This is a genomic window from Schaalia hyovaginalis (assembly GCF_014208035.1).
Taxonomy (GTDB): domain Bacteria; phylum Actinomycetota; class Actinomycetes; order Actinomycetales; family Actinomycetaceae; genus Pauljensenia; species Pauljensenia hyovaginalis.
Genome location: NZ_JACHMK010000001.1, coordinates 332,921 through 358,756, shown reverse-complemented (window position 1 = coordinate 358,756; position 25,836 = coordinate 332,921). Strand labels below are relative to the sequence as shown.

The window sequence follows — 25,836 nt, the reverse complement described above, 5'->3', positions numbered from 1 at the left end:
GCGGATCGCGCGAACGGCACGAATACTCCTCTTGCTGTCATGTCAGCGGTGATCGAAGACCAATGATCGGGGCTATTGACGCTGTGCTGACACCATATGTTTGTCCCCCGTTCATCGCGGCCGATACACTGCCCGCGAGTCGGCGGCCGTTTGGAAGGTCATCATGGATCTTGAGTTCGATCGCGAAGCTGTGGGTGTGAATGCCCGAAAAGACTGGAGGGACTGCGAGGAGTTCGGCAGAATCGGATCGTTTCTTTCAACGATTCCGACAGCCTCTGTGGCTCTGAGTCTGCCTGTCGGTGGCAACAGTGGTGTGAGCGCATTGCGGCAGGCGGCCGCAGACTTTGTTCGGGATATGCGGGTGGTCGCTTTTGAGTTCAATGATGCCTGTGCAGTCTTGGGTGCCGGGCAGGAGTCCGTGATCGGTGCTTTCGATGTCTCGGAGTATCAATCCACGACCGGTTTTGCCCAGATCGCAAAGCGCTTGGGAGGTGGCCAGTGACAAGCGGAGCCGAAGCGATGCCCCTCCCTGACGATGTGAGCGGCGCGTGTGAGACCTTACGTGAGGACTTGTGGGCCGTTGCCACCAGGATCTCTCATACGCAGGTCGCCGCCGACACGGCTGCGGGTGTGCCCGGATGGTCAGGCGAAGCAGCCGACGCCTACATCGATTCTGTTCAAAGACTCGGTGAGCATGCTCGCAGCTTCGCGGAGGCTTTCGCCGGGCCGAGGAATGCGATCCTCGCGTGGTCTGAGGCTGTCGCTCATGCTCGCAGCGTCACGGTCCCCGATTTCCAAGCGCGTTATGACCAGGCGCAGGCTGACTATGACAATGCCGTCAACGCCCTCAATGATGAGGTCCGCGCTCGTATCGCTGCCGGAGAGGACGTCTCCCGGGCGGAGATTGATATGCGCGTCGATTCCCTGAAGGGTATGCGCGATGACACCCGCAACGAGATCATCGGCGAGTACAGCACCGCGATGGATACTCTCGACGGTGAGGCGCAGACTGCCGCGAACGCCTTCATCGGGGCCGCGAGCTCCCTCATTGGAGAAGGGCCGAAGCGCACCCGAAACGAGATCGGTGCCGCACTCTTCAATGATATCCCCCTGGTTGACGGGCAAGCCGAATGGGAATACGCCCAAGAAATCGCACCGCGCATCGCCGCCGCCTTGCGCGATGAGGATCTCACCGCTGATGATCTTCGGGCGATTCAGGACACGTACGGCGCCCTACTCGAAAACCCATTCATAGCGAATGCGCTCATGGAAGAGCTGAGTGCGGATGAGCTCAACGGTTTCGCCGTGCGCGCCTCCGCTCTGGGGTTCGAACCCGCCAGCCCCGAGTCGGAGCTCGTCTCTACGGTCCTGAGTGAGGTCGGCACCGCGATGGTCTTGTCGACAGGAGGGGTCAATGCCACGGGGGTGCTCACTCAGCAGAACGAGGCTTTCCTTGCCGCTCGTGATGGCCTCCGCGGCACGCAGGGCACCACGATGGATCAGCTCGTCGCCAAGCAGATCCAGGAGTACAAGGATTCTGGTCGTACCGTCTATGACTACGCCGACCTGTGCGAGGACGCGCCCTATGGCGAACATGTCGGCTACTCGATCTTCTCCCAGCTGGCAGGCCTTGCAGCGCAGACGAACCCCGATCTTGCCCTCGGGCCCCAGTTCTACACCTCCGATAACGGTCCTTCGATGGCGGATGATCTGGTCGCCTGGGATCACGAGAATTCTGAGGGCGCATACGCTAATCGCATCAACGCCGGAGCGGTGATGCCTGGGGTCCTTCTGACCGGGTATGACGCTTCGATCCTCGATCCTGTTCATTCCCTCGCTCTGCTGTCCGATACGCCGGATTCCCTCGAGGGCGGGGCCGGTTCTGAGGCGCTCCAGGCGGCCGAGGGCGAACGCCTTGATGCGATGCGTCGTTTCCTCACGCGTGACACTCCCTTCGAGGTCGGTGATGCTTCGATGGATATGACCCGGTATCTCACGGGTCATCGGGGCCGGGGCAACGAGTTCTACGGTTTCCAAGACGGCGGCGAGGCATTCGGGAACATGATTTCCGATGCGAGCAGCCCTGATCCGAAGGCCGATCTCACCTTCCCCGACCCCGCCGACTACGGCGGCTCCAGTGATCCCGACTACCTCGAAGCCGAGCGCCGCTACCGCCAAGCGAGCGCAGATGACGAGCGACGCACCCAGATCGGCGCGAACTTCCTCTTCGGCTACGAGGACGGGCTCGACGCCGACCATGACACGTGGTGGTTCGGCGATCAGGACCAGGATCACGGCCAAGACGTCTTCGGGCATGCGAACAGCAAACTGCGTTCGTGGGCCGGAACGATCCTCGCGCCTCACATTGAAGGGATCGCCGGAAGTCTTGACGAGGTGGCCAAGCATAACGGTGTCGTCACCGGTGCCGGTGGCCGTCATTTCATCGCCTTCGACCGTGTCATGAGTCAGCGGCTGCTCGGCAAGAATGGCTTCTTCACCGACATCGGCTTCGACAACCCCGAGATCAGTGACAATGGGACTCCCGACGACACATCCGATGACTTCTATATCGGCGGACGCGCACCCGCCACCGACAATCTCCTACTCGCCGCACAAAGCGCGTATCGCGCTGATCTGGCAGATGCAGTTCAGGGCATCGGCGGCCGCTCCATCAACAATGTTACGGACGGGTGGTCGCCCCTGATGGAATCGCTCTTCACCGCGCCTGAAAATGCCAGCCAAGAAGCCATCGAAGCCCTCAACGCCCGTAACGAACGCTGGCAGGGGCTGATCCAGGCGGGGATCGGAGCCGTACCCTTTGGCGACATCCTCGAAGGGGCCATCAACAACGAAGCGACGCGCGAGGTCGCAGGGTACTTCATCGAGCAGGCGAAATCGAACGGCGTCGCCCCGGTCCTCGACTCCCTTCTCACAACCGACGCGAATAACACCACCGAGAAGACGACGAGAGAGACAATGGTCTACGACTACATGAAAGACTCCCTCTACCAGGAGATTTCCACCCACGGGGACTTCACGGGAGCACAAATCCCGCTCGAAGAACACCACCAGAAACTCGACACCTCGCAGCAGTTCCTCGATACGAACGGACACGTCATCCCCTACGACACCATGCGCCCGGAGCAGCGGACCGCCTTCCATAATTTCATCAGTGAGAATGGCGATTCCCTCAGGTACTCCGCCGCCTCCAACTACGTCGAGACCTCAGTCAACAACGCCCGCCAACTGCACGGCGATGCCCGCATCATCTACGGAGACTGACCCATGATCGTGCCCCACCACCCGAAAAGTCGACGCTTCGGCCTCGCCCTCGCCGTCGTATTCGCGGCAGCTGCAGGACTCACCTCCTGCAGCCCGGCCCCCACATCCTCGATGTCTGCCAAGGAGTCCCCCATGTCCACCCCGATGATCGTCAGCATCACCCAAAACGAATACGACCATGTGAATCTCACTCTGCCCGAAGGCTGGGCTATCGTCCAGAATGCGGCGACCAGGCCCGACTCCTTCCTCGCCACGGCCAGCGAAGGCGAAAGCGGCGGCGCGATTCGCATCAATCGAATGTCTCCGGAGTCTCTCGCCTTCTCCTTCAACTACCCCGATGAGGTTCCCTTCGACATCGACCTCACCGCCCACTACCGGCAGGCATTCACATCTGCCGAGCAGCACGAGGAGACTGCGGACGTACAAGAAGTTCCCGCCCGCACCATCGGCGATGCCCACGCCCTCGGATTCTCCTACCAGTGGACGAGGGCAGACGACCCCCACTACGAACAGGTATGGGTGCTCGCACGCCACGACGGCCTTTGGAAGATCTCTGCCCGCTCCGCAACCGGTGGCGACTCCCTCTCCCCCGAAGTCCTCACCGCCCTCGACTCCATTTCCTGGACCCCGGCAGGATCGTGAGTATGTGCTTCGTGCGGGTCGGGCACGCAAGCATGAGACACCGACGATGGGAGTGTTGATGAATGATTTGCACCGCTCCCCGAATCAGGGGCGAAAGTCCGCCCCGCGCTTCGGCCTCGCCCTCGCCGTCGCATTCGCGGCGGCTGCAGGACTCACCTCCTGCACCCTCCCCAACACGTCACCCATGTCCGCTACGGAGTCCCCCATGTCCACCCCGATGATCGTCACCATCACCCAGGAACAGGCCGATCACCTCAGCATCGACCTACCTGAAGGCTGGGCTATCGTCCAGAATGCGGCAAGCGGACCCGATCACTTTCTCGCCACGGCCAGCGAAGGCGAAAGCGGCGGCGCGATTCGCATCAACCGAATGTCGCCAAAAGTTCTCGCCTTCTCCTTCAACTACCCCGATGAGGTTCCCTTCGACATCGACCTCACCGCCCACTACCGGCAGGCATTCACATCTGCCGAGCAGCACGAGGAGACTGCGGACGTACAAGAACTTCCCGCCCGCACTATCGGCGGCGTCCACGCCCTCGGCTACTCCTACCAGTGGATTAGAACGAGCGAGCATAGCTATGAAGAGTCGTGGATTCTCGCACGCTGCGACGGCATCTGGAAGGTCGGCTTGAGTTCAGCAACCAATGCAACCACCATCCCCTTGGAAACTCTCGCCGCCCTCGACTCCATTTCCTGGACCCCGGCAGGATCGTGAACACCCAGACCACGCCAGAACCCAGGCCAGCACAAGAAGCAGCACCGCACGGCACGCGAAGACCCCACAGAACACATCGCCCGCACCGAGGGTCAACACCGCCTTCAACTCAACAACCGAAGTCTCTTAGGCTGCCCTCCCCGCCACCACCGGACCAGCCCAGACCCGCGCGTTCGTGGAGGCGACCATGCGACCGCCCGGGTGCTCGATGATCGAGGAGATCGCGGGTTCGCGCACCGAGGATGCCGGATCGCCGGCGTCGCGCACGTCGACCCGGCAGTTCGCGAGGTCTTCGGCGAGAGTTCTCGCGATCGCGCCCTCGCCCAGGGCCGTGAGGAGGGTGACCGCCGAGGGCGCGTCGGCGTTCCGATCGGGCTGCAGGGCGTCGAGGGCCGCGATGGTGACTGCGGCGTTCGTCGCGGGGCCGCCTGCCGCCATCGCGTGGTCGATGCAGGTCGTTTTCGTGGTCGTGTTGGGCTCGTGGTCGAGGGCGTGGATGACGTCGAGGGTCGTCAGTCCGGCGAGGAGTGCGTGCATGGGCTCATTGTCGCCCCAAGGCCGCCGAAAGCATCACCTTTCCCCGCCGAAAGCATCACCTTTCCCCGCCGAAAGCATCACCTTGCGTTGTCGAAGGGATCTCAGCCCTCCGTGATCCGCAGGTAGTGGACGCTGAAGGATGCGCCGACGAGCCGGAACCTTTGGTGCCTGTGCGCGAAGTCGTAAGGGTTGTCGCCCGGCTTCTGCCAGATATCGAGCCCCTTGCCCAGATCGATCCGCCACCCGTGGTCGGTTTCGATGCGCCGGTCGTGGATCGCATCAGCGAAACGAACGTTGAGGCGGACGCCGACGGCGCTCGCAGCCTGCTGGATGTCACGCAGCATCTGGATCTGCGCGACCTTGTACTCGTCCTTCGGCTCTTGCACGGTCACGAGTTCGACGTCGATTTCGTCGGCGTCGTCCTTCGCCTCGGCGAGCAGGCTGAGAAGGTCGGCGAGGTTGCGCCCCTGGTGCCTGAGCCGGATGTACGGGTCGGTGATCCTGATGCGCGCCGCCCCGCGCAGGTACGGCAGGAGCACGTCCTCGTAGGTGACTCCCCTCTGACCGGCGACGAAATCGCGATGCCCCTCGGTGGGGGCCGCGTCCTCGGCGGCCGTCGACCCGGTCGTCGCGTTCGCCTGCGTGTCCTTCGCGTCTCCGGTCTCCGCCGGCCCCGTTGGAATCTCCGAGGACGAGCCTCCGACCGGGAGAGGAGCTTCTTCGTGACCCGCGCCGTCGACGTCCTCCTTGGCGACGGACCAGTCCCGCCGATAGAGGTGGGGGTACTGGGTCTCCTCGAGCGCGGCGACATCGTGCCACGCCCCTGTCGAGTCGGAGTAGCGGAACCGGACGGGGGTGTCGCGCATCGTCGCGTCGATTCGAAGGATCGAGTCCTTGACGCGCTTGCGCCCTTCGATGGCGTATTCGAGGAGAACGCGAGTGTCCTCCTCAGAGGCCTGACCGGTCGGATGAATGAGCTTCATCAGTCCGGAGAAGGTCTTGCGTATCGCGTCTTGGTCCCGGGTCGAGAGGGACGGGTCGAGGGCGAAGTAGGCCTTGTACTTGTCGGAGTAGTCCTCGCTGCGCTTCGCCCGGAGGATCTCGGCGAGGTAGTCGACGACGAAGCCGTATCCAAGCGAGAACATCTCGGTGCGGATGGGCGCGACCTCCCAGCCCGGGATGTAGTGGTGGATGCGGTCGAGCCAGGCCGGGTCTCGGTAGGAGTCGGGGAGCTCGTCGAATAGGTCGGAGTTCTTCAGCATGTACGGGACCGTGTGCGTCGTGTTGCCGATGAACGCCATCGAAGCCTCGGCGCCGTAGATGCTCGTGCCCCGCGAGAAGGACTTGTTCGCGAGGTAGTTCTTCATGACGTTGACGAGGTTCTGGTCGGTCCGCTTGTTTGCAGCGAACTCGTCGAAGGCGACGCAGTCCCAGTAGCCGACGAGCCCGATGCGTCCGCTCGCATTGTTGACGAAGAGCTTCGCGACGGTGACCTCGCCGCCGGAGATGAGGATTCCGTTCGGCGAGAATTCGCTGAAGGTGTGCGATTTGCCGGTGCCCTTCGGCCCGAGTTCGACGAGGTTGTAGTTACGCTCGACGAAAGGGATGAGTCGTGTGAGGGCGATGAGCTTGCCCCGGTCGCTGAATTGCTCGGGGTTGAGGCCGATCGACTGCATGAGGAGGTCGATCCACTCCTCGGTGGAGAAGGCGCTGCGCGCTTGGAGGTATTGCTCGATGTCGACGGCCGCAACCTGGATCGGCTTGAGCGAGGCGAGGATCCACGGCACGGCTTTCGCGTCATCGGAGTGGAAATACTCGATATCGCAGATGCACCACACGCCGCCGACGAGGAGCTTCGGGTTCCTCGTCACTGTGGCATCGTCGACGATCACTCCCTTGATCTGAAGATTCTCGAAAGCGGCCTCGTGGACGTCGTTCTTCTCGTTGAGGGTGACGGTGACCTTGTCGATGACGCGGTGGCGGCCTTTCCGGCGGATCTCGGATTTCGCGAGCATGTGCTCGTTCCGGTTGACGTAGTGGGCCGCGAGGATCTTGCGGACGGCATCGATTCCGGCGACGATCGTCGATTCGTCGTCGGAGGTGGCGTACTGGCCGAGGAGGTATTCGAGGACGTAGGAGGGGACGACCGCGTTGCCGCGGACGGCTTTGACGAGGTCCTTGCGGACGACCGCGCCGGCGAACTGCGCGTTGATCTTCTCATCGAGGGCGGATTTGACGGGTGCCGCGGCCGACTGCGGTGCCGGGTCGGGTGCGTTCATCGCGTCGAGGGCGTCGTCGAGGGTGCTCATCGCAGTCTCCTAGAAGTCGAAGTCGGTCGTGAACGATCGCCGCAGCGTGTAGTTCGCGGTCGAGAAGGTGCGCCATTGCGTGGTGTTGGGGATCGGCTCTTCGAGTCGGAGTTCGACGCCGCGGCGGTTGTACTCGTCTGCGTCCTGGGTGAGGTAGAGGACGGCGCTCTGATACCGATCGTGCTGGTTCTCGGAGGTCGAGTCGAAGGTGAGGATCGGCTGATCGGAGATGAGGACGTCGCCGATGTAGAGGCCGAGGCGCACGCGCAGCGGTTGGATCTTGTCGGTGATCGCCTCGCGCTGAACGAGCTTGATGGCGAGCTGTCCCGTCGTGATCTTGTCGGTTTCCGGCATGAGGTCGACGGCGACGGTTCGGACGTCGCTCTTGCGCTTCTTGTTCACCGCGATGACGGGTACGACGATTTCTTGGAGGGAGGCTCCGCCGTGGACGTATCGTGTGCCTTTCCCGGGCTGCGGGATCCGATGGATGGACTTGGGGATCTGGATGTCGAGGTCCCCGGTGAGCCCTGCCTGTGCTGCGGTGAAGGTCATGAAGGACGAGGACGGGTGCAGCTTCTTGCCGAGGGCGAATCGGCGGGTCGAGTAGCTCACCTGGGCGCCCTGGGGCTTTTCGGAGAGGAAGTAGGACTGCTCGAGCGGAATGTCCTGATAGAGGAATCCGTGGTCGGCGGTGACGAGGATGTTGGTCGCGTTGGCGCTGGTCCATCGCTTGAGGAGCTGGATGATCTCGTTCATCGCCCTGTTGGCGGCTTCGAAGACTCCCTGTTCGGTCGTCGCGTCGTCGCCGGTCGCGTCGATGACGTTGTGGTAGACGTAAACGACCTGGTTGGCCTTGTAGAGCTCGCGCAGGTCCTCGATCGGCATGGTGAGCACGTTTTGAGCGCCGATCGCGGTTCCTTTGACGGTCTGCAGGATCTTCGCCCGGTTCACCGTGCCGTCGGTGCGGTGCCCGTCTGCGAAGACGGGCGTGCTGCTCGGGTCGATCTCGAGGCTCGAATGCGGCAGGAGAGCCGCCATCCCGAGCTGCGTGTAGCTGGGGAGGGAGCCGAGGACGGCGCCGAGTTCGGCGTTGTAGCGATCTTCGGAGCGGATCTTCGAGGCGAGCTCTTCTGCGATCTCGTAGCGAAGGGCGTCGGAGATGATGACGACGGCTTTCGAGCGGCCGCCGCTGAGGATCGGCGCAACGCGCTCGTCGAAGAAGCGCCGTTGGGGGGGCAAGACGGGCGTCTTCCACTCGTGAAGAGTGTCGAGGACGGCCTGCCAGGCGCTTCCGAGGGCGTAGAGGTACCGGTTCGCGTACTGCTTGTCGATTTCGGCCTTGAGGGCGATGAGGGGTTTCTGGTATTCGGCGGATCTCCCGGCGACGATGAAATGGCGGTAGTGCTGGTCGATTCGGAACCACTCGGACTGGTACGTCGTCAGTCCTTCAGCGACTGAGTCGATGGTGTCGGGGAGTGCGGCGATGGCGGCGAGCAGCTCGGCGGCGCTTTGAAGCGCGGTGTAGAGCGGCTCGTACGTGTCGTACCAGAGACCGTCGCGTCGACGACGGACGATGGTCTCGACGTCGCGTGGGCCTATCGTCCGTTCGGCGATCGCGGCCGCGAGCTCGGCGACGATCTTCTGCTCGATCTCCTGGAAGGTCGTCTGGTCTTGGAGGTCATCGAGACTCCGGTTCTCGATCTTGGCGGTGACGCCGAGATCCTTGGCAGCTCGAGTCGCGAGAGCCTTCATGGCCTCGCGCGTGCGCACGTCGTAGATGAGGCTCCGGTAGTCGTTGCGGATGTTCCGGTAGGCGTCGGGGGTATCCGAGGCGAAGTCGTCCATTGCTCGGGCGAAGATCCACAGGATGAAGTCGTCGACGGTCGGCGCGTCGCTCCGGTATCCGTAGATGTCGTGCAGCCCCGCCCAGAAGAATTCGTCGAGGCCGTAGGCTGTGAGGTCGTCGATCTTCGCGTGTTTGGAGTCTGCGGCCTCGAGGAGGATTTCCCGCATGATGTCGGAGAGCCGGTGACTAGCGGATTTGAGGAGCACCTGGCACATCTTGGCTCGGAGGAGTGCGGGGTCGTCGCCGTCGATGTGGAGCTTTTCGAGCGCCTGCTTGCGAGTGGCCGCTGCGAAGAACTTCGGGTGGGCTTCGATGATGGGGAGGAGGTGCGGGTTTTCGATCCCGAGTTCCTGCTGGATGATCGCGGTCTTGTCGGCGACGAAGATGCCGTGGGTGAGTTCTTGATCGAGCAGCCAGTCACCGGTCCCAGCGGGGATTTCTCCTGTGCGGTAGACGAGGTACTTGCTCTCCTGGTCGGTGAGCAGGCGGTGCTTGATGCCGAATTCGTCGCCTTGGACACGCAGAAGCGTGACGTCCTCGGGAACGAGCTGTTCCGCACTGTCGGCGTAGTCGCCCGCGGCGTCGTGCCAGAAGAGGATCCGCTGCGTTTCGAAGCGTTGGCGCAGGTGGCGGGTGATTTGGTCGCTCATTCGCGGTTCTCCGTCTTCTGCTCGAGTTCTCGGAGGATTCGGGCGTCGTCTTCGTCGGCGGCGATCGCCTGCTGGTGTCGTCGTTCGGCATCGAATGCGTCGTAGCGTTCTTCGGCGAGTGCCTTGGCGACCTTCGCGCGCACTGTGCCGGAGTGAGTGAGGAGTTCGCGCTCGTTGAAGCTGAGGAAGGCGTCGAGGCGTTCCTCCCACTCGCGCATCGTCATCGTCTGTCGGCGCTTCGCCTGGTCCTCTGCGTAGTCCAGGTACATGGTGACGATGCGGTCGAGTTCTGAGATCTCGGTCGTCTGGAGGTAGTTCTTGGCGGTCGTCACGTCGCGCTTGCGCACGACGCTTCCGCTCCACGAGGTGAGGCCCATGTTCGAGGCCGTGGGGTCGGAGCGCAGGTAGATGATCTCCGCAGCGGTGTGCCCCGTCACCGCCCAGAGCATCTTGTTCTGGACCTTCGCGAAGAACGCCTTCGCCGCGTCGCTCGACGGGTCGTAGTCGATTGCCGTCGTGTAGAGGTCGCGGACTTTCTGGTAGAAGCGCTTCTCCGAGGCGCGGATGGCGCGAATGCGCTCCAACCACTCGTCGAAGTAGTCCCAGCTGTCCGAACCCTTGAGCTTCGCGTCGTCCATGGCGAAGCCCTTGACGAGGTAGTCCTTGAGGATGCTCGTCGCCCACTGCCGGAACTGGACTGCACGAGGAGTCGTCACGCGGTAGCCGACAGCAAGGATCATGTCGAGGTTGTAGACCTTGAGCTGCCGGCGGACGTCTCGCTCGCCTTCTCGACGAACTATTAACTCTGAGTGAATAGTTGCTTCGGTGACTTCTCCGTCCTTAAGAACGCGTCCGATGATCTGAGCAACGTTGGGGATCGAGGTTCCATACAGCTCCGCCATTTCGGCTTGAGTCAGCCATACCGTTCCTTCCGAGGCGCGCAGTTGCATCTGCGCCCCGTCGTCGGCGTTGTAGAGGATCACCTCGCCGCTCATCCGCTCACTCCTCGTTCTCGGTCAGTCTTCCGCCTTTTCGAGCCCTTTGATCCGCTTGAGCGCATCCCCGAACTTCGGGTAGTTGGTGCGCACGCCGTCGTCGAGGTCGATTTCGATGTTCTTTGTCGCTGTGGGGAAGAGGACGTCGTGCTCGTACTCGTTGAGTTCGATGAGGACGGCGCGCAGACGATCCGCTTCTTTCGCATCATTGTCGCGCTCGGCACGGGCGAGTGCGGACTCGAGCTTCGTCACGTACTCGCGGAGGTAGGTGAGGACTCGGGACACCGTCGAGGGCGTGTAGCGGTGCATGTAGATGAGTGCGTTGAACGAGCCCTTGGGGCTGGAGAAGAGCCAGTAAATCGGACGTTTCTTGTAGCGCTGCACGTGGTCGTCGTAAAACTTCGAGGAGGCGCCCCTCTTTCCGGGCTTGACGAAGTACTCGCGCAGGTTCTTCAGGCCCAGGAGATCGACGATGTAGCGGAGGTTCGCTTCGAAGTGCTCCTCGCCGAAGACGGTGCGGAGGAAGAGTCGGAATCGTTCGACGATGTCGTCTTCGAACCAGTCGGCGTCGAGCATGGGAATGACATTGTCGGCGTCGGGCATGAAGGTCGGCGAGGGGATCTTCTCCAGGTAGTCCTCGAGGGTGGATCCCTGGTCAGCGAGGATCAGTCCGGGGGCGTCGAGGCTGTAGCGGCCGAGCATGCATCCGACGGCGTAGGAGATGAGGTCGATGATTGCGGATTGGTCGAAGAGGACGTCGCGTTCTTCGGGCGTTTTGTTCGGCCACCGGAAGGCTGAGTTGTTGGTGAGCGAGACTCGTTCGAGGGGCACGTAGGAGGGCACTTCGTCCTCGAGGCCGTAGAGTTTCGCAACCGCTTCATTGTTCTCGATTTCGAGTCGCTGCTGTTCGAGGGAACGCTGTTTCCATTCCTCGCGGTGCTGGGCGACGATGTCTTCGAGAGTCTTCACTGATACCTCGCGAGTGTTCATCGGACGGCTGTTCCCGTGTTCATCAGAGAAAAAAGCTCTCGGGGTAGCCATTCGGGTAGCCGGTGTGCGGGTTCAAGGTTACCTTCCGAGCCCGAGCATTTCAGCCGACGCGGCAAGCGCTGCGCGGGTCCGGGTGCGGTCGGTGTGGAGGTAGGTCTGGGTGCTGAGAATCGTTGAGTGACCGAGGATCGCTTTGATCGTGGTCTCGTCGACGCCGCTGGCGAGGAGGAGTGTGGCCGCTGTGTGACGCGCTTCGTAGAGCAGGGGGCGTCTTCTCGTTCCATCGGGCAGCGTCACCTTGACCCCTGCCTCGTCAACGATCTCGTACCACTGCCCACGGTCGAATTCCGCAGATCGTGGTGATCCGTTCTCCCTCGGCCACACGAGGTCGTGCGGCGAGGGAGCTCGTCCCTTCCAGCTCTTCAGTGCATCGACGAGGGCGGGGGCGAGGGGTACGACGCGGGTGCCGGCACGGGTCTTGGGGCGCACGAGGTGGTAGGCGCCTTCGAGGTGCCGGTATTCGAAGCCTCTGGGAACACGGAAGCCACTCGTCGGCTCTCTGTGCCTCCTATACGGCAGGGCTTTGAGCTGCCAGGCGAGGATCATTGTTTCCGTATCGAGGTCGATCTGGTCCCACGTGAGTCCGAGTGCTTCGGCGGGCCTGAGTCCTTCGACGAGGGCGGCGATCCATCGTGAGCTGTCGGGACGAGCCTTGGCGATGTCGAGAATCCGCATGGCTTCTTCGACGCTCAGGGCTTGGCGGGGGGATGTCCCAGCGCCCGGACTGCTTGCGTCGCGGGTCCGGTGACTAACCTGGTATCCCTCGGCCACGGCGTCGGCGAGCAGCTTCTTCAGCACGACGTGAGTGCGCTGCATTGTGGGGAGCGCGAGTCCTTGCTCCTCTTGAGCTCGCGTGACGGCACGAATATCAGCCGGTGTGAGGACGTCGAGCCTGATGTGCCCGATGATAGGAATGATCCATCTGCGGATCGAGGACTGGTCTGAAACAAAGGTGCCGGGTCGGACGAGGCGTTGCCTGTGTTCAAGCCATTCGTCCGCCCATCGCTTCAGGCTGATCGACGCGAAGGATGCCGTCGGGCCTTCCACCGCGATACGTTGTTGTGCGTGAGCGAGTCGGGCGCGCACTTCGGATTCTGTTCGCGCCTTGAAGGTGAGCCGACGTCGCTTGCCGTTTGCCGACCATCCCACGTCGATCGCTGCCACCCATTGGCCGCGCGAGTTGCGATAGATGGATCCGGTTCCTTTTCGCCGAGGTCGTCGTTGTCCCATGCTCATCATCTTCTGAATTGACGAGTTGCAGGGGGTAGCCAGTGGGGTAGCCATCTGCGCGATGACTGGTGCATCCATGCCACTGAAGCCTCCAATGGACTGAGCACCAATCTCCGTAAACGAGTCACGGTTCATGAAAGAGACCTTCCCGGAGGGGAAGTCGGATCTGTTCGCCGCATTCATCGAGCGATGTCTGACTCTCCTTCGCCCGCACGGCTTCATGGCTCAGGTCACCATGCAGTCGTGGATGTTCCTCTCCTCATTTGAGAAGCTGCGGAACAAGCTGCGACGCTGCGCATCGATTGTTGCGATGCTCCACATGGATAACATGGTGATGCGCATTGCCTTCGGGACTTCCGCAACCGTATGGGAAGTTGGCGGAGACCCGACGCATCCAGGGAAGTACACGTGGATGGAGCTCTCCGATATCGAAGGGGACAAGCCTCGTGTCTTCCCAGCGCACAACGAACGCAACGCGCGCGCGGGCGACGATGGGTTCTTCTCTGTCGCACAGAAGGACATGGCGGTCATCCCCGGATCTCCGATCGTCTACTGGCTGAGTGAAAAGATTCGAGCATCCTTCTGGAACTTTCCTCCGTTAGACACTCGTTCAAGATCTGCCAAAGGCCTAGTAACAGCGGACAATGAAACCTTTGTTCGCCTATGGTGGGAAATTGAACTTCGCGACTTCGGTTTTGGTTACGCCGACAGGGAAAGTGCCAAACGCTCGAAGAGGCGCTGGTTCCCCTATGCGAAAGGAGGTGAATTTCGTCGCTGGGCTGGAAATCTGGAGTCAGTTGTCGATTGGGAGGATGATGGTCGACGTATTCAAACAACAATGACAAGCGATGGTTCCCGAGTTCGAGCAACCAACTTGAATTTAGACAGAATATTTAAGGAAGGTATCGCTTGGACAGTGGTGACTTCGGGTCAACAGGCATTTCGTCTAGTTCGGGCGGGGGCGTTATTTGACGCGGCTGCAGGAGTATGTCAATCAACAACTAACGAGGAGCATCTGGCACTTCTCAACTCAAATGTTGCGAACACTATCCTGTCGGCAATCAATCCTACATTGAACCTTCACCCTGGTTACTTAGGAGCAATACCAATACCAAACGGCATAACAATGTGCACGATCGGCGACGTTCGCGCATTGATTAGAAATTCACAGGACGATTGGGATGGGTTTGAGACTTCGTGGCAGTTTGCATCGAATCCCCTCGTAGCTATCAGCCAAGAGCTTCACTCTTTGCAACGATAACTATCGGATTCAAAGTGAATCCCCAAGAAGTCTCAAAGGAATCCCAGTCTTCTTGCGAACTGGTTACGAGAGTCGCCACTCGATCGATCATTTCATTTGATACGCCCTCTATTGGCGGCAGACTAGCCACCTGCCCCACTTCGAAGTTCAAAGTGGGAGCAAGGGCTGACAGTTGTTCAAATGCGAGCTGAGAGTTGGCGAAAGCGAGCAGTGCAATTCGTTCTCGACGACTCTCGGTAAACATGGATGTTCCAGCCACATCGAAGACGAAACCAGGTGGGTATGCACGGAAAGCCGGGGCGCCACTACTGATCTTTGACCATGAAACTGACGGCGAAAAGTAGGAGTCTTGATTCTTGGCTACCCAATCAACATTTCCATTTAAGTAGGGGTACCTCCGAGCGATCTCTGCTTTGATTTCGCAGCCGTCGGATTGCCAGTTGACAACGTGCTCGTGATTCCCGTACCAGCGGCGGAACGATCCCCCCTTGTTGTAGGGGAACCAGCGGAGGCCCGACCTGAGAGCGCTCGCACGTGACAAGCCGAAACCTATCGCGCGATGGGATGGCTCCCACCATAGCCTGGTGAAGCGCTTGTTATCAGTCGTGGCCAACCCCTGTTTGGGATCCGCGATGTCACGCAGTGATCGCTCAGACCTGAAGGTTGCCCGCATCTTTTCACTCAGCCAGTAGACGATCGGGGATCCGGGGATGACGGCGAAGTCTTCGGGCGAAGCGCCGTGGAATCCGTCCTCGGCTTCCCTCGTATGCCGGGCGCGGTCAAGCATCGTGATCTTCTCGGCCTCGGACTTGCCGTCGACAATACGGACGAACGAGCCTCGTCGCGCAGAAGCAGCTGTCCGTCCCAAAGACTGAACATTTTCAATGACGAACGCCGTCGAGGAGACAACTTCGCCGCCGATGGAATCGAACGCCCGGGTACCGAGATGAAGCATGGAGACGATCCACTGCTTCCGCAGCATGGTGCGCCGTAGCTTTTCAAAAGAGCTGAGGAACATCCAGGACTGCATCGTGATCATCGCCGAAAGCCCCTGCGGGCCGGCGAGGCGGGTGCATCGCTCGATGAATGCGGCGAACAGATCCGACTTCCCCTCCGGGAAGGTCTCTTTCATGAACCGAGAGAGCAGGTCGTTCATCTGCTTCGAACCCATGTACGGCGGGTTCGCGATGACGACGGAGTAGCCGGGCAAGAGATACTCCGCCTGAGTGATCACACGTTTCGCCTTGTCGAGCGTCTCCTCAACGAGCATGTCACCCGCTCCATCAAGCATCCTAAGACGCAGCGAGGCGCTTGCCACCATGGAGGGGTCCGCTTGGATGAGCGAGCCGAAGGTATCGGCATGCTCGAACATGTTCCAGAAGGCCTCTTCTGCCTCGCGATCCCCCGCTCCCGACGCGAGGAAGTCGAGCTCATCGGGACGGAAGACGATCGGTTCGAGCACTTGGATCCGAGGGGCAACGGCCTCCTTGAGGAAACGCTTCCTCTTCGACGCGGCCTTCATCGACAGGGCGAAGGAGGCAAGCGCACCGGCACGCTGATCAATCTCCGTGCCCCGCAGATTCTTCTCGAGGATCAAAGTGGGGATCGAGGAAGGCGCATAGCCCTCCTCCTCGTAGATCGCGTAGAGCAGATCAAAAGCGTAGGTGAGCATATGCCCGGAGCCGCACGCCGGATCGATGACGGTGATCTCCTCGGGCGAATCGATCCGAAGGAAATCGTTCTCCTCATCGACCGGTTCGATGTAGTAATCCATCCGCTCGATCAACGTCGAATTCGGATGATTGAGCATCCACAAACGCCCGATGGAGTTCTCCGCGAGGTAGCGGACGATCCAGTGCGGCGTGAAGAGCTGCGTCGCCGCAGGGATCTCCTCAGCGCCCGCCTTCTCGTTCTTCTTGAACCCCGCGAAGACCTCGTCTTTGCGCTCCGAGATGTAGAACTGGTAGAGCCACCCGATCACCTCGACGTCCTCGCATACCTCGGCGGACAGCACACTGCACGCGCGATCGAGAACAGACCCCTCAGCAAGGAGATTCCCCGGAATGAGGAGCTCCGAGAAGTCGCCCTCAGCCTCGAACATGGACGGCATCGCGCGATTCCAGAAACGGCAGTAGCTCGTGAGGAGAAGAGCGTACGCCTCCGCCTGCGCCTCGCCGCCCGGGCTCGGCAGCACGGTGCCGGAAAGCAACCCGAAAATCGTCGCCGCTTCCGCAGGACGCACGACCTCACCGTCGATCTGGCCCCGCTTCGCGACCGCCAAGACCTCCGGCTGACCGACCTGATCGGTGGCCGGCGAGACGACGCCGATCCCCGTATAGCCATTAGCATCCATGAAGCGCAGTGCAACAATCCGGTTGAACCACATGTAGGCGGCCCGGTCAATGACATGCTTGCGGCCGGCCTCACCGCCTCCCGCCTCGGTGATCGCGTCCTCAAGGGATGCAACGATCGAGGGACGCTCGACCCGCTCGGAGGACCCCGGGGCGAGCACAGAGGTGAGGCGAGCACCGACCTCGCGGAGGAGTTCCGTGCGCGCCGAGGTGGCAAAGGACTTCAGAGGTGCAGTCTCCATCAGAGTGCGATTCGCTTTCCATCATTGAGTTCGGAAATGAGCGCCTTGCGCAGGGCAGCGAGATAGGCGTCGACATCGGTCGCGGACTCGAGGATCCCCGAGCCGCTCTTCACGCTGATCGTCGTGATCGAGACGACGCTCTTCACGGGCTCCGGCTCCGGGTCATCGACACGAGCGGAAGCATCGAGACTCTCGATCATCGCCGTGTAGCGGTCACGCTCAAAAATCGACCGCGTCTGATGGATCATCGAGATCTCGTTCTGCCGACTGAGCGACGCGACCACTTGGTCGATCTCAGAGATCACGCTCGCACGAACAGAATCATCGGCGCGCGCGTAGTCCGGGCTCGCGAGCAGCTCCTCTCGCCGGCCCTCAATCGCCGCGACGACTTCCTCTCGCGCCTCGCGCACGCGATCATCAACCTGTCCGCGCAACTCATCAACGGCCGCCTTCAGCGTGTTCATCTTGGCGCCGCGGAAGGCGTTGGGGTCATCCAACAGACCCCTCACTCGATCGGATGCGCCCGCGGGGAGGAAAGCGAGATTACCGGCGTTCGCAGCGAGGAATGACTGTGCGTCATCGAAGATCCTCGCCTGGGCGCCGTTCACGAAAGTCCTGATCGGATCGATGAGGTCTTCCTTCGCATCAGCCAGCTTTTCGGCTCCGTCGAACTCGGTGAGATACCACTCAGTCGGATGTCCCGCCACCTGGTCGAGAAGGGCGATGACATCGGACAGGCGCGCGACGAAGGGGTAGCGACTCGAAGCCACAATGGCCTTGAGCTCATCGCGCTTGGCAGCAAGCCTCGCCTTGCCATAGCGAGCGAGTTCGGTCGCGTCGCTCGGCGCCGAACCGTCGTCGAAGAAGTCCGCGCAGAATGTCCGAAACTCGGCGACACGGAGCGGATCGTAGGCCTTCTGCGGCGCAACGAGGATGCACGGATGCTTCGCCGTGTTGCGGATGACGGACGCAGCCTCCGTCCTCATCACCGGATTCGCATCAACGGTGAGGACGATCTTCCCCGTACCGAGGAGCCACGCGAGAACCACTTCGATCGACCCGAGATCCCAGCCGTAGGGCTTCGTCTCGAAGCGATCGACGATCTTCTTGATCGTCACTTGCTCGCCACAGCCCGACTGCATGTCGATCCACGACTCGACCTCCGCCGCAGGAGACACGAGCGCGCTCTGCTCCGTCTGATCGACAAGACCGGGCTCGTTGCGCACCATCTCCGCTACGCGCTGCTCGGAGTAGACCCGACCGCCGAGAAGACCGAGGTTCGTGTACGTGCGGCTGATCAACTCCTGAAATCCGTCACGGACTCGCATCACCGGATCCTGGGCGTTCGACTGAACCTCCGTCGCATTGACGATGAGCTGAGCCCTGCCGAGCAACTGACGCAATCGCTCAATGAGGTCCTTGTCCCGCTCCACGACAAGCATCTGTTTCGACTGAAGGATCGCGCGGACCGACGGGGTAGTCCCCGAATTCGTCCGCTGCTTGATGTACTTCTCGGTCTTGAGCAGGAGGCGAAGATCCGCAAGAACGCGCTTGTCTCGCCCGAGGAAGACACGCAGCTCATCGGTACCCATCGACTGCGCGAGGATCTCCCTATCCTCGTACACGGTCTCCGGGGTGATGAAGTGGATGGTCAGATCGTGTTGTTTGCCCTGAACGATGTCATCGAGCTTGTAGCCGAACGAGAAGTCCTGGCCGTTCTTCTCATACCGCATCTTCGTCGTCCGGAGGATCTCCGAACTGAGGTAGCGGAAGAGCTTGGCGGAAACCTCGGACGAGTCGATCTCGACAGCCTTGATCTCCTTCTCAATCTCCTGTTCCTCATTCGTCAGGTACTCATAGAGATTGCCGTTGCGCTGGACGTAGGACTGAGCCTCGAGGAGGTTAAGGGCCTCCTGGACCTGCGTCCCCAAGCCCGGAAGATCGAGGCCGAAGCGGTCGTAAACGAGGACGGCGAGATTGCGGGGCGTCGCCTTGAAGGAGTCGACGTACTTCACGAGGAACAGTGCTTTGAGCAAGCGATTCGCGAGGATCGTCAGCTCCGACTCCGGATCCGGCAGGTGCCTCTCCGCCTGGAGGATCGCGCTTTGCGCCGCCGACTTCAACGAGGCGCTGATACCCGCGAACATCTGATCGAAGGTCGCGAGGTACCCGATCTGCTCCTCACCGATCCGCTTGGCAACCTGCTGAACGACGCCGAGCATCGAGCGCTCGCCGACCGAGGAATTACGCCCCTCGAACATGTTGTGATCGGAGAGCCCCTCGATCGCCGCCTGGAACATCGGTATCTGATACGTGACAAAGGGGTACGTCGCGACGAATCGCGACTCCTCGACGTAGTTCCGGTAATTCTTCGCTCCGTCGGCGAAGTTGAAGATTGTCGGGAAATTCGCTGACTCCGCCCGGTAGACCTCCGCGAGCGCGGCCACACCCTCGGTGTTCTTCTCCAGGAGGCGCTTCGCGATGACCTCCTCGACGTCCTGGCTCGTGAGCTTCACCTTGACGCCGAAACGCGCCTGGATCTTCGAAAAGTCATTGCTCTGCTGCCGCGAACGGTCACCGATGACCTTCTCCATGTCCTCCTGCGAGGTGACGAACACCCATGCGCGCCCCCGGCACTTCGTGTTGAGAGACTCGACGATCGTCTGAAGATTGAGCATGAGCTTGATGTCGTCGGCGATGAACTGGCCGACCTCGTCGATGAAGAAATTCAGGCGGTAGCCGGGGGCCTGCTCGTCGATCCATTCCTTCACGGAATCCGCGAAATCCTCGATCGACACGGCGTACGAGGACTGGTACTGCCCGATGATCCCGGGATTCGCCTCCCCGTTGACCTCGGCGAATGCGGCGTCGATATTGTGCCCCTCGAGGGCGGTCTGCTCGCGTCCCTGCGACCAGGCGATGCCGGCATGCCGCTCAAAGGCCTCCTTGAATGCCCCGTACTGACCGCGACGATCAAGGTCCCGCTCGAAGCGCGCGACAGCTCCGTCGTTGCCGTAGTAGCCCCGACTCTCGTCGAAAACCTTGACGAAAACCTTGAGCAGGGCGTCCGTCTGGTCCTTCGAGATCAGGGTTGCCTTCTGATCGATGTTGAACAGTAGGGACTTCGCCGGGATGCTCGCCGCTTTGCGCAGCGACGCCTGGAGCATCGCGTCGTCCGCCTTCGAATGGAAGATCGCGGCGACCTCCTCGCGGGGAAACTCCTGGCCCTCGACGTCGCCAAGCAGGTGGGCGAGCATCTTCAACAGGTGCGACTTGCCGGAACCGAAGAAGCCCGAGATCCACACGCCGTTCGCGTTCGTGTAATTCGTGTACTCCTCAAGGAGCGGCGCGACCCCTTTGGCTGCGTCGTTCGTCAGGACGTACTCCTCGACCTCGACCCGCAGATGGTCTGCGTCATCGGCTTTGACGACGCCCTCGATGGAACGTGCGACGTCCTTGAGGAATATCTCGTTGATTCTCATCGTCAGGCCTCCTGATCAAGAATGCGCTTCGCGCGGTAAAAGGAGTCGTCCTTGAGCCGGCCGAAGAGAACCAGGGCCGACCCCTGAGTCGCCGATACGTCGTATCGGCCGGGGAAGAACATGAGAAGCGGGCGATCCGCAACCGCGGTCTGCAGGTTGTTGAGGACCGTGTGTGAACGGATGAAGGGGAACACCTGCCCGACTCCCGTGAGGAAGAGGATCGTCGGATCTTCGGCGACTACGCGCTCTTTGATCGCAGGAGCAAGGTGCTGCTGCGGGTCGAGCATGTTCTGGAGCAGCTTGAGAAAGTCGCTCTTGTCCATCGTCGGTTCCACATCGAGGACCCGATCCCATACCTTGCGCGCCTTCAGCAGGTCAACGCACAGGTCGTAGAGGTTGATCTCGAGGACGCAGATCCCGTGATCGCTTCTCAGGCGATTCTTCAGACGTCTCACCATCTGCTCGACCTCAAGCTCTTGTGCCGGGTCGTAGTCGTAGACGAAGTGGGCGACCTCGTTTCCCAGTCCCTCCATATTGAGGAAACGCTCGCTCGAGAGCACGCGGTAAAGGTGCTCCTCCTGCTGCGGCAAGGTCAACTGCTTCTCGCTCGGCATCAGGCCTCCTTCGTCGGGAAGAACTGCACATCGGTCGACGGGAGCAGAGCAGCGACGCGCGGTGACAGCATTGCCGTCTGGATCAGCCCCTCCTTCGACAAGAGCCCCGCCTCGGTCATCATCCGGAACACGGTCTGCCGGAGCTTGCCGTAGGTGCGGGGCGTCAGCTCGACGAGCTCCTCATGCCAGAGCGCCTTCTGTCGAACGAAGGAATCGAAGTCCTCGTAGTCGAGCGTTCCGGCGAGCATGAGGAAGCGCTCTCTCAAAACCTCCTCGGCGAACTCGCCGATGAACGCGCTCTGCCTGCACGCCGCCACCCACATGACGTGCGACCGTTCTGCCGCGGTGAGGCCGGGAAGAACGCGGAGTTCCTCGTCCGACAGGACGGCTAATCGCTTGAGAGTCTCTCGCACCATCCGAATGCCCGTGGAGCGAGTTCTCGCCTGGAGGAGGTTCTCCTCGATGGCGATTCGGCGGACGGTCGACCAATCAGGCTGCTCCGCGTAGACGCGCGCGAGAATCTCGGCCTCCCTTTCGAAGAGGCCGCCGACGGTGAAGGACAAGGAGTACCGCTCGGTGGAAGCGGAGCGCTCAGCAGACATGGCTTGCCTCACGGTATGCCCGCCCACACGGCGGAATTCGCCGAATAGTACGGCTCTTCTCCGCTCGGCGCATTGCAGACCTTCCGCATCTTCGACCCGTCCACAGGACTCCTCACGAGGAGGCCAATAGTGAATGTTACGTCACTGATGAAGCCCGCCGCTCGCGAATCCAAATCATCTCCGACGTGCCGCGACCGCCCGGGCTCGCCTCGAGAGGAGCACGCAGCGGCAACTCGCGGACCAGGCCGGGAGTGTCGCGCAGTGGATCAAAGCCGCCGGACTCCCGCCGCCCCGGCCGGACCGTGAGCCCCATCCTCGCTAGACTCTCAGGGTGCCCGACGTCCCCGAACCCCGCCGCCCCCGCCCCCAACGCGACAGCGCCCAAGGCCGAGGCGATTCGCGCCCGAAAGGGAACGGGAACGACTCCGATCGTCCTCTTCAGCCCCGAAAACAGCCACGAGGCCGGGGGCGCGCGCGGGATGAACAGAAGGAATCGTGCAAAGCACCCCGCCGCACCCGGCGCCCCCGGCACGAACGGGCCCGGGCGTTCCGGCCCTTCACCCCCGAGCAGCTCGCCGAACGGGCCGCCGCGATCCCCGTCATCACCTACCCGGACCAGCCCAGACCCGCGCGTTCGTGGAGGCGACCATGCGACCGCCCGGGTGCTTCATGATCGAGGAGATCGCGGGTTCGCGCACCGAGGATGCCGGATCGGCGGCATCGCGCACGTCGACCCGGCAGTTCGCGAGGTCTTCGGCGAGGGTTCTCGCGATCGCGCCCTCGCCCAGGGCCGTAAGGAATAGGGATCACCTACCCGGATAAGCGCTCCGCACAACGAACCAGGGGGATGGGGCCTCGGCCCCATCCCCCTGAGCGGCGTCTTAGAGAGAGCGCCACCGTCGAAGAACGAACCCTACTCCGAAGAGCATCACGACGGCAGTCGTGAAGATGAGTGGCAGGCTCACCCCAGTTTTGGCGAGTGCGTTCGTCACTTTGACGCGTCCCGTAGTCTCAGCGACATTATCCGTGCTTGCGCCCTTCGTCACGGTTCCGTTTACCTTAGAAGATGCGGGCGGGTTCTCCGATTCGGAAGACACCGTTCCCGAAGGATTCACATCGCGCATGTCGAGTGTCAAGGAGATTTCGGCGGCAACCAGGAAGCGAGCATTGTTACCCGAGGAATAGCTGTTCATCGCCATGAAACGCACATAACGGGACTGCACATTCAAAGGAATACGCTGCCAGTCGGCGCTGTCCTGAAGGGTGCCAGTAACGGCCGGCTCCGTCGACCAGGTAGACCCGTCATCAGAGGTGTAGATTCGGAACTCCTTGGCGCGCCCCATGTTGAGTCCTTGGCGAGCGAGGTAGTTCAGAGTTGCCAAACGCGGTTTCTGATCCGCGGGAACATCCGATTCCTTGACCTTCAAGTCGATCCAGTGCCCCGTTTCAGGATCGAACCCGGGACTCGCCCCTTTCCACTGCGTATGCCAGAAGGTCGAGGGGTCTCCATCGACTGCTGCCGAGGCAGGTCCGGAGGGCTTCGCCTCTCCGACGAGTTCCTCGGAGTCCGCATCGCTCACCTCGGGATGCACTTCGGGTCCGGGCGCGGAGTAGACGGAGGTCTGCGCTTCGACGGATCCTCCGTTCCAGGTGACGGGGAAAACCAGATCGACTTTCCCGGGTTCGCCCCGACTGTGCACAGTGAAGGCATATTCGGCGGAGGCGCCGGGAGCAATCGTGTCGACAGGAGAACCCTTCGGGGTGATCGTCAGGCCATCGGCCGCAGCGGAGGCGACATCGACTTCTGTCAACGGATCGGAAGTCGGGTTGGTGACTGCTACCGTCACGATCGTGTCGGCTCCAGGATGAACGGTGGTCGACGAAAGTGAGACCGATGCGTGAACCTTCAAGCACTGATCTCCGACCCAGTTCATCGTGAAGTTGCGGTACCAAATGCCCCCGTAGTTCTCATCCTCGCTGAGCAGCCCGATCGTTCCATTCTTCTGAACGGCGATCGTCGTGTATCCGACGAAGCTCTCATTGAACACGCGACTCGATACCCACGATGCCCCGTCATCACAGGACATCGAAATAGTGCCTCGGTCGCGCGACCACGCAACAGGGTTCGGGGAATGGGACAGCAAGAGGATTCTCGCTCGGGGATCGCTCGGCTCGGCATTGGGGAAGGCCCGAATGATCTGAGCGTTATCGACGGAATCGGGAAGACTCGTGTCGGAATGGAGGCCGCTCCAGGTCTGCCCGCCGTCGGACGAGATCGCGACCTTGCGGAATCCGGAACCGTCGGAGACTCGCGAGTTGAGCATGAGCGTGCCATCGGAGAGCTCGACGACCTTGTTCTCATCCATTCCCGTACCTACGGGTTCGCCGACTCTCCAGGTTTCGCCATGATCGTCGGAGTAGACCGAAACGGCGCGGATCTGCTCGCTGGTGGTCTTGATCGTGTACTGCTGGACGAGACGACCGGCGTGGGGACCGTGATGGATCTGGATGCCCTGCCCTGAGGCGGCGAAACGCGCTTTCCAAGACGGATCAGCCGTAATATCGGCGGTGATGGTCCTGTGCGTCCACGTCCAACCGTTGTCCCTGGAGGTGGAGACCTCGGCTTGAACCACAGAGCGATCATCGTGATCGGAACCGGTATGGGACCCCGGCCACCCCTCATCGTAGGACTTGACGTGGAAGTTGAAGATCGTTCCGGTTTCGTTGTCGACAACGTAGCTGGGATCCGAATAACCGACCTTCGCGCCCGTCTCAACGCCCTTGTGGATGTAGCGAGGCTCCGACCATGTTTTCCCGCCGTCAACGGAACGCAATTGGACGATGTGGTTCGGATTGGGTGAATCCCCGCCATTGTTCCCATTATCGGTCGGCCGTTCATCGTAGGCGACGAGCAGATCACCATTGGGGGCAGTGGCGATCGCGGGGATTCTGTACTTGTCGGTCGCTGTGTTGGACACGAGGCGCTGTGCGTCGCTCAGCGACGCGGGTAGTGAGACGTCCACGTCGGGCGCAGGTGCGGGAAGCGCATTCGGATGGTCGACAGCGACTTCGAGAGGCTCGCCGGAAACAGCGAGGGTCTGAAGCTCGGCTCCGGTATCGTCAGTCGCCTTCAGCGTGATGGATGGGTTCCATTTTCCTGCATCAGCATCGGCCTGGGTGATCGTGTGGCTCAGTGGCTTGCAGTTGTAGACGGCTCCCGCTCCCGGAACGAGGTTCTTCCAGTTGCACTGCGCGGCCAGATCGTCGAATGACGAATCGATGGCCGCGACATTGATGACCTTGTCGAAGACCGAACGCACACGCACCGTGTAGGTGGCTACGTCGCCGACCGTGTAGGAACTCTTCGGATCATCGAGGCTGATCGACTCGACTTTGATGGCTGCTCGGGTGATCGGCGCTTTCTCACCGCTGATCTCCTCGGGGGTATTGAGAACTGGCCCCGCGTAGCCGACCTCCTTGATCTCATAGACGATCTTCGGGGTGAATCCGCCTGCCGCGATATCATCGGCAGTCACCGTATGGGTAGCCAACCCCGTGCAGTCGGTTTTGGCGACTCCTGCCGGAATGTTGCGCCACCGGCACTTGTCGATACCCCCCGACAGATTCGTGGAGACCGGCACGAAAGAGCGGGCTTCAGTACCCGTGTTCTTCACGACGACATCGAAGTGCATGATGTCGCCGATGGTGTAAAGGCCGTCAGCGGGGGCGTTCACCTGGGTGATCGTGATGTCCGCAAGGCCATCGGATGTCGGGCTCGCTTGGACGGGCACCTGGATCAGGGCGACACCGCCTATGGCGAGCACCACCGTTGACAGAGCAGCGACCGAATGCCGCGGGGAAGGGGACGTCCTCGTCCTCATACGGTTTCCCTTCGTGATGTGAGGCTTCTTTGCCTCAAGACAAGACAGACAAATATGTCTGACAACTTCTAGACTAATCGACACCCCTACCATTCACAAGGCATTGGGCAGAAGACTTCGACGACCGCATTCCCTCGGGCAAAGGGC

16 protein-coding genes are annotated in these 25,836 nt (G+C 61.4%); 5 read left to right on the top strand and 11 right to left on the bottom strand.

Features of this window, described 5'->3' with window-relative positions; translation table 11 throughout:
• Nucleotides 1–163: 163 nt before the first annotated feature.
• The 4 genes from HD592_RS01550 to HD592_RS01535 all read left to right on the top strand — a co-directional run bounded on the left by HD592_RS01550 (nt 164) and on the right by HD592_RS01535 (nt 4,639).
• Nucleotides 164–502, top strand: coding sequence for a hypothetical protein (locus HD592_RS01550; protein ID WP_184451430.1), 339 nt, complete (start codon nt 164–166; stop codon nt 500–502).
• Between the two features lie 17 nt (nt 503–519).
• On the top strand, nt 520–3,282 hold the full coding sequence (locus tag HD592_RS01545) for a hypothetical protein (RefSeq protein ID WP_184451429.1): 2,763 nt from the start codon (nt 520–522) through the stop codon (nt 3,280–3,282).
• A 132-nt stretch (nt 3,283–3,414) separates the two neighbouring features.
• Complete coding sequence (locus HD592_RS01540) at nt 3,415–3,924, top strand: hypothetical protein (RefSeq protein ID WP_184451428.1); 510 nt, start codon at nt 3,415–3,417, stop codon at nt 3,922–3,924.
• A 205-nt stretch (nt 3,925–4,129) separates the two neighbouring features.
• The gene (locus HD592_RS01535; RefSeq protein WP_184451427.1) at nt 4,130–4,639 is read left to right on the top strand and encodes a hypothetical protein; all 510 of its coding nucleotides are present in this window, start codon (nt 4,130–4,132) and stop codon (nt 4,637–4,639) included.
• 126 nt (nt 4,640–4,765) lie between these two features.
• On the opposite strand, the gene HD592_RS01530 is transcribed toward HD592_RS01535, so the two are convergent.
• From HD592_RS01530 to HD592_RS01505, 6 genes are all read right to left on the bottom strand, one after another.
• Entirely contained in the window at nt 4,766–5,176 is a 411-nt protein-coding gene (locus HD592_RS01530) for a carbohydrate kinase family protein (protein ID WP_184451426.1), read from the bottom strand.
• Nucleotides 5,177–5,277: 101 nt separating this feature from the next.
• Nucleotides 5,278–7,485 (bottom strand): BREX system Lon protease-like protein BrxL, encoded by a 2,208-nt coding sequence (brxL, locus tag HD592_RS01525; protein WP_184451425.1) that lies wholly within the window; start codon nt 7,483–7,485, stop codon nt 5,278–5,280.
• A 9-nt stretch (nt 7,486–7,494) separates the two neighbouring features.
• Nucleotides 7,495–9,981 (bottom strand): BREX-1 system phosphatase PglZ type A, encoded by a 2,487-nt coding sequence (gene pglZ, locus HD592_RS01520; protein ID WP_184451424.1) that lies wholly within the window; start codon nt 9,979–9,981, stop codon nt 7,495–7,497.
• Nucleotides 9,978–10,976, bottom strand: coding sequence for a virulence RhuM family protein (locus tag HD592_RS01515; RefSeq protein WP_184451423.1), 999 nt, complete (start codon nt 10,974–10,976; stop codon nt 9,978–9,980). Before HD592_RS01515 ends, pglZ begins: the two co-directional genes overlap by 4 nt.
• 21 nt (nt 10,977–10,997) lie before the next feature.
• Entirely contained in the window at nt 10,998–11,945 is a 948-nt protein-coding gene (locus HD592_RS01510) for a BREX-1 system adenine-specific DNA-methyltransferase PglX (protein WP_184451422.1), read from the bottom strand.
• Nucleotides 11,946–12,044: 99 nt separating this feature from the next.
• Nucleotides 12,045–13,391: a tyrosine-type recombinase/integrase gene (locus HD592_RS01505; RefSeq protein WP_221437792.1), complete on the bottom strand. Its 1,347-nt coding sequence runs from the start codon at nt 13,389–13,391 to the stop codon at nt 12,045–12,047.
• On the opposite strand from HD592_RS01505, the gene HD592_RS01500 reads away from it, so the two are divergent.
• On the top strand, nt 13,390–14,517 hold the full coding sequence (locus HD592_RS01500; protein WP_184451420.1) for an Eco57I restriction-modification methylase domain-containing protein: 1,128 nt from the start codon (nt 13,390–13,392) through the stop codon (nt 14,515–14,517). The two genes, HD592_RS01505 and HD592_RS01500, sit on opposite strands and share 2 nt — an antisense overlap.
• Here HD592_RS01500 and pglX read toward each other — a convergent pair.
• From pglX to HD592_RS01475, 5 genes are all read right to left on the bottom strand, one after another.
• Nucleotides 14,486–17,110, bottom strand: coding sequence for a BREX-1 system adenine-specific DNA-methyltransferase PglX (pglX, locus tag HD592_RS01495; protein ID WP_184451419.1), 2,625 nt, complete (start codon nt 17,108–17,110; stop codon nt 14,486–14,488). The genes HD592_RS01500 and pglX overlap by 32 nt on opposite strands.
• Complete coding sequence (gene brxC, locus HD592_RS01490; RefSeq protein ID WP_184451418.1) at nt 17,110–20,592, bottom strand: BREX system P-loop protein BrxC; 3,483 nt, start codon at nt 20,590–20,592, stop codon at nt 17,110–17,112. The genes pglX and brxC overlap by 1 nt, the downstream gene beginning before the upstream one ends.
• 2 nt (nt 20,593–20,594) lie before the next feature.
• Nucleotides 20,595–21,206, bottom strand: coding sequence for a DUF1788 domain-containing protein (locus HD592_RS01485; protein WP_184451417.1), 612 nt, complete (start codon nt 21,204–21,206; stop codon nt 20,595–20,597).
• Nucleotides 21,206–21,808, bottom strand: a complete 603-nt coding sequence (locus HD592_RS01480; protein ID WP_184451416.1) for a DUF1819 family protein — start codon at nt 21,806–21,808, stop codon at nt 21,206–21,208. The genes HD592_RS01485 and HD592_RS01480 overlap by 1 nt, the downstream gene beginning before the upstream one ends.
• Before the next feature lie 881 nt (nt 21,809–22,689).
• A complete protein-coding gene (locus tag HD592_RS01475; RefSeq protein WP_184451415.1) occupies nt 22,690–25,782 on the bottom strand; it encodes an exo-alpha-sialidase in 3,093 nt (1,030 codons plus the stop codon).
• Nucleotides 25,783–25,836: the final 54 nt, after the last annotated feature.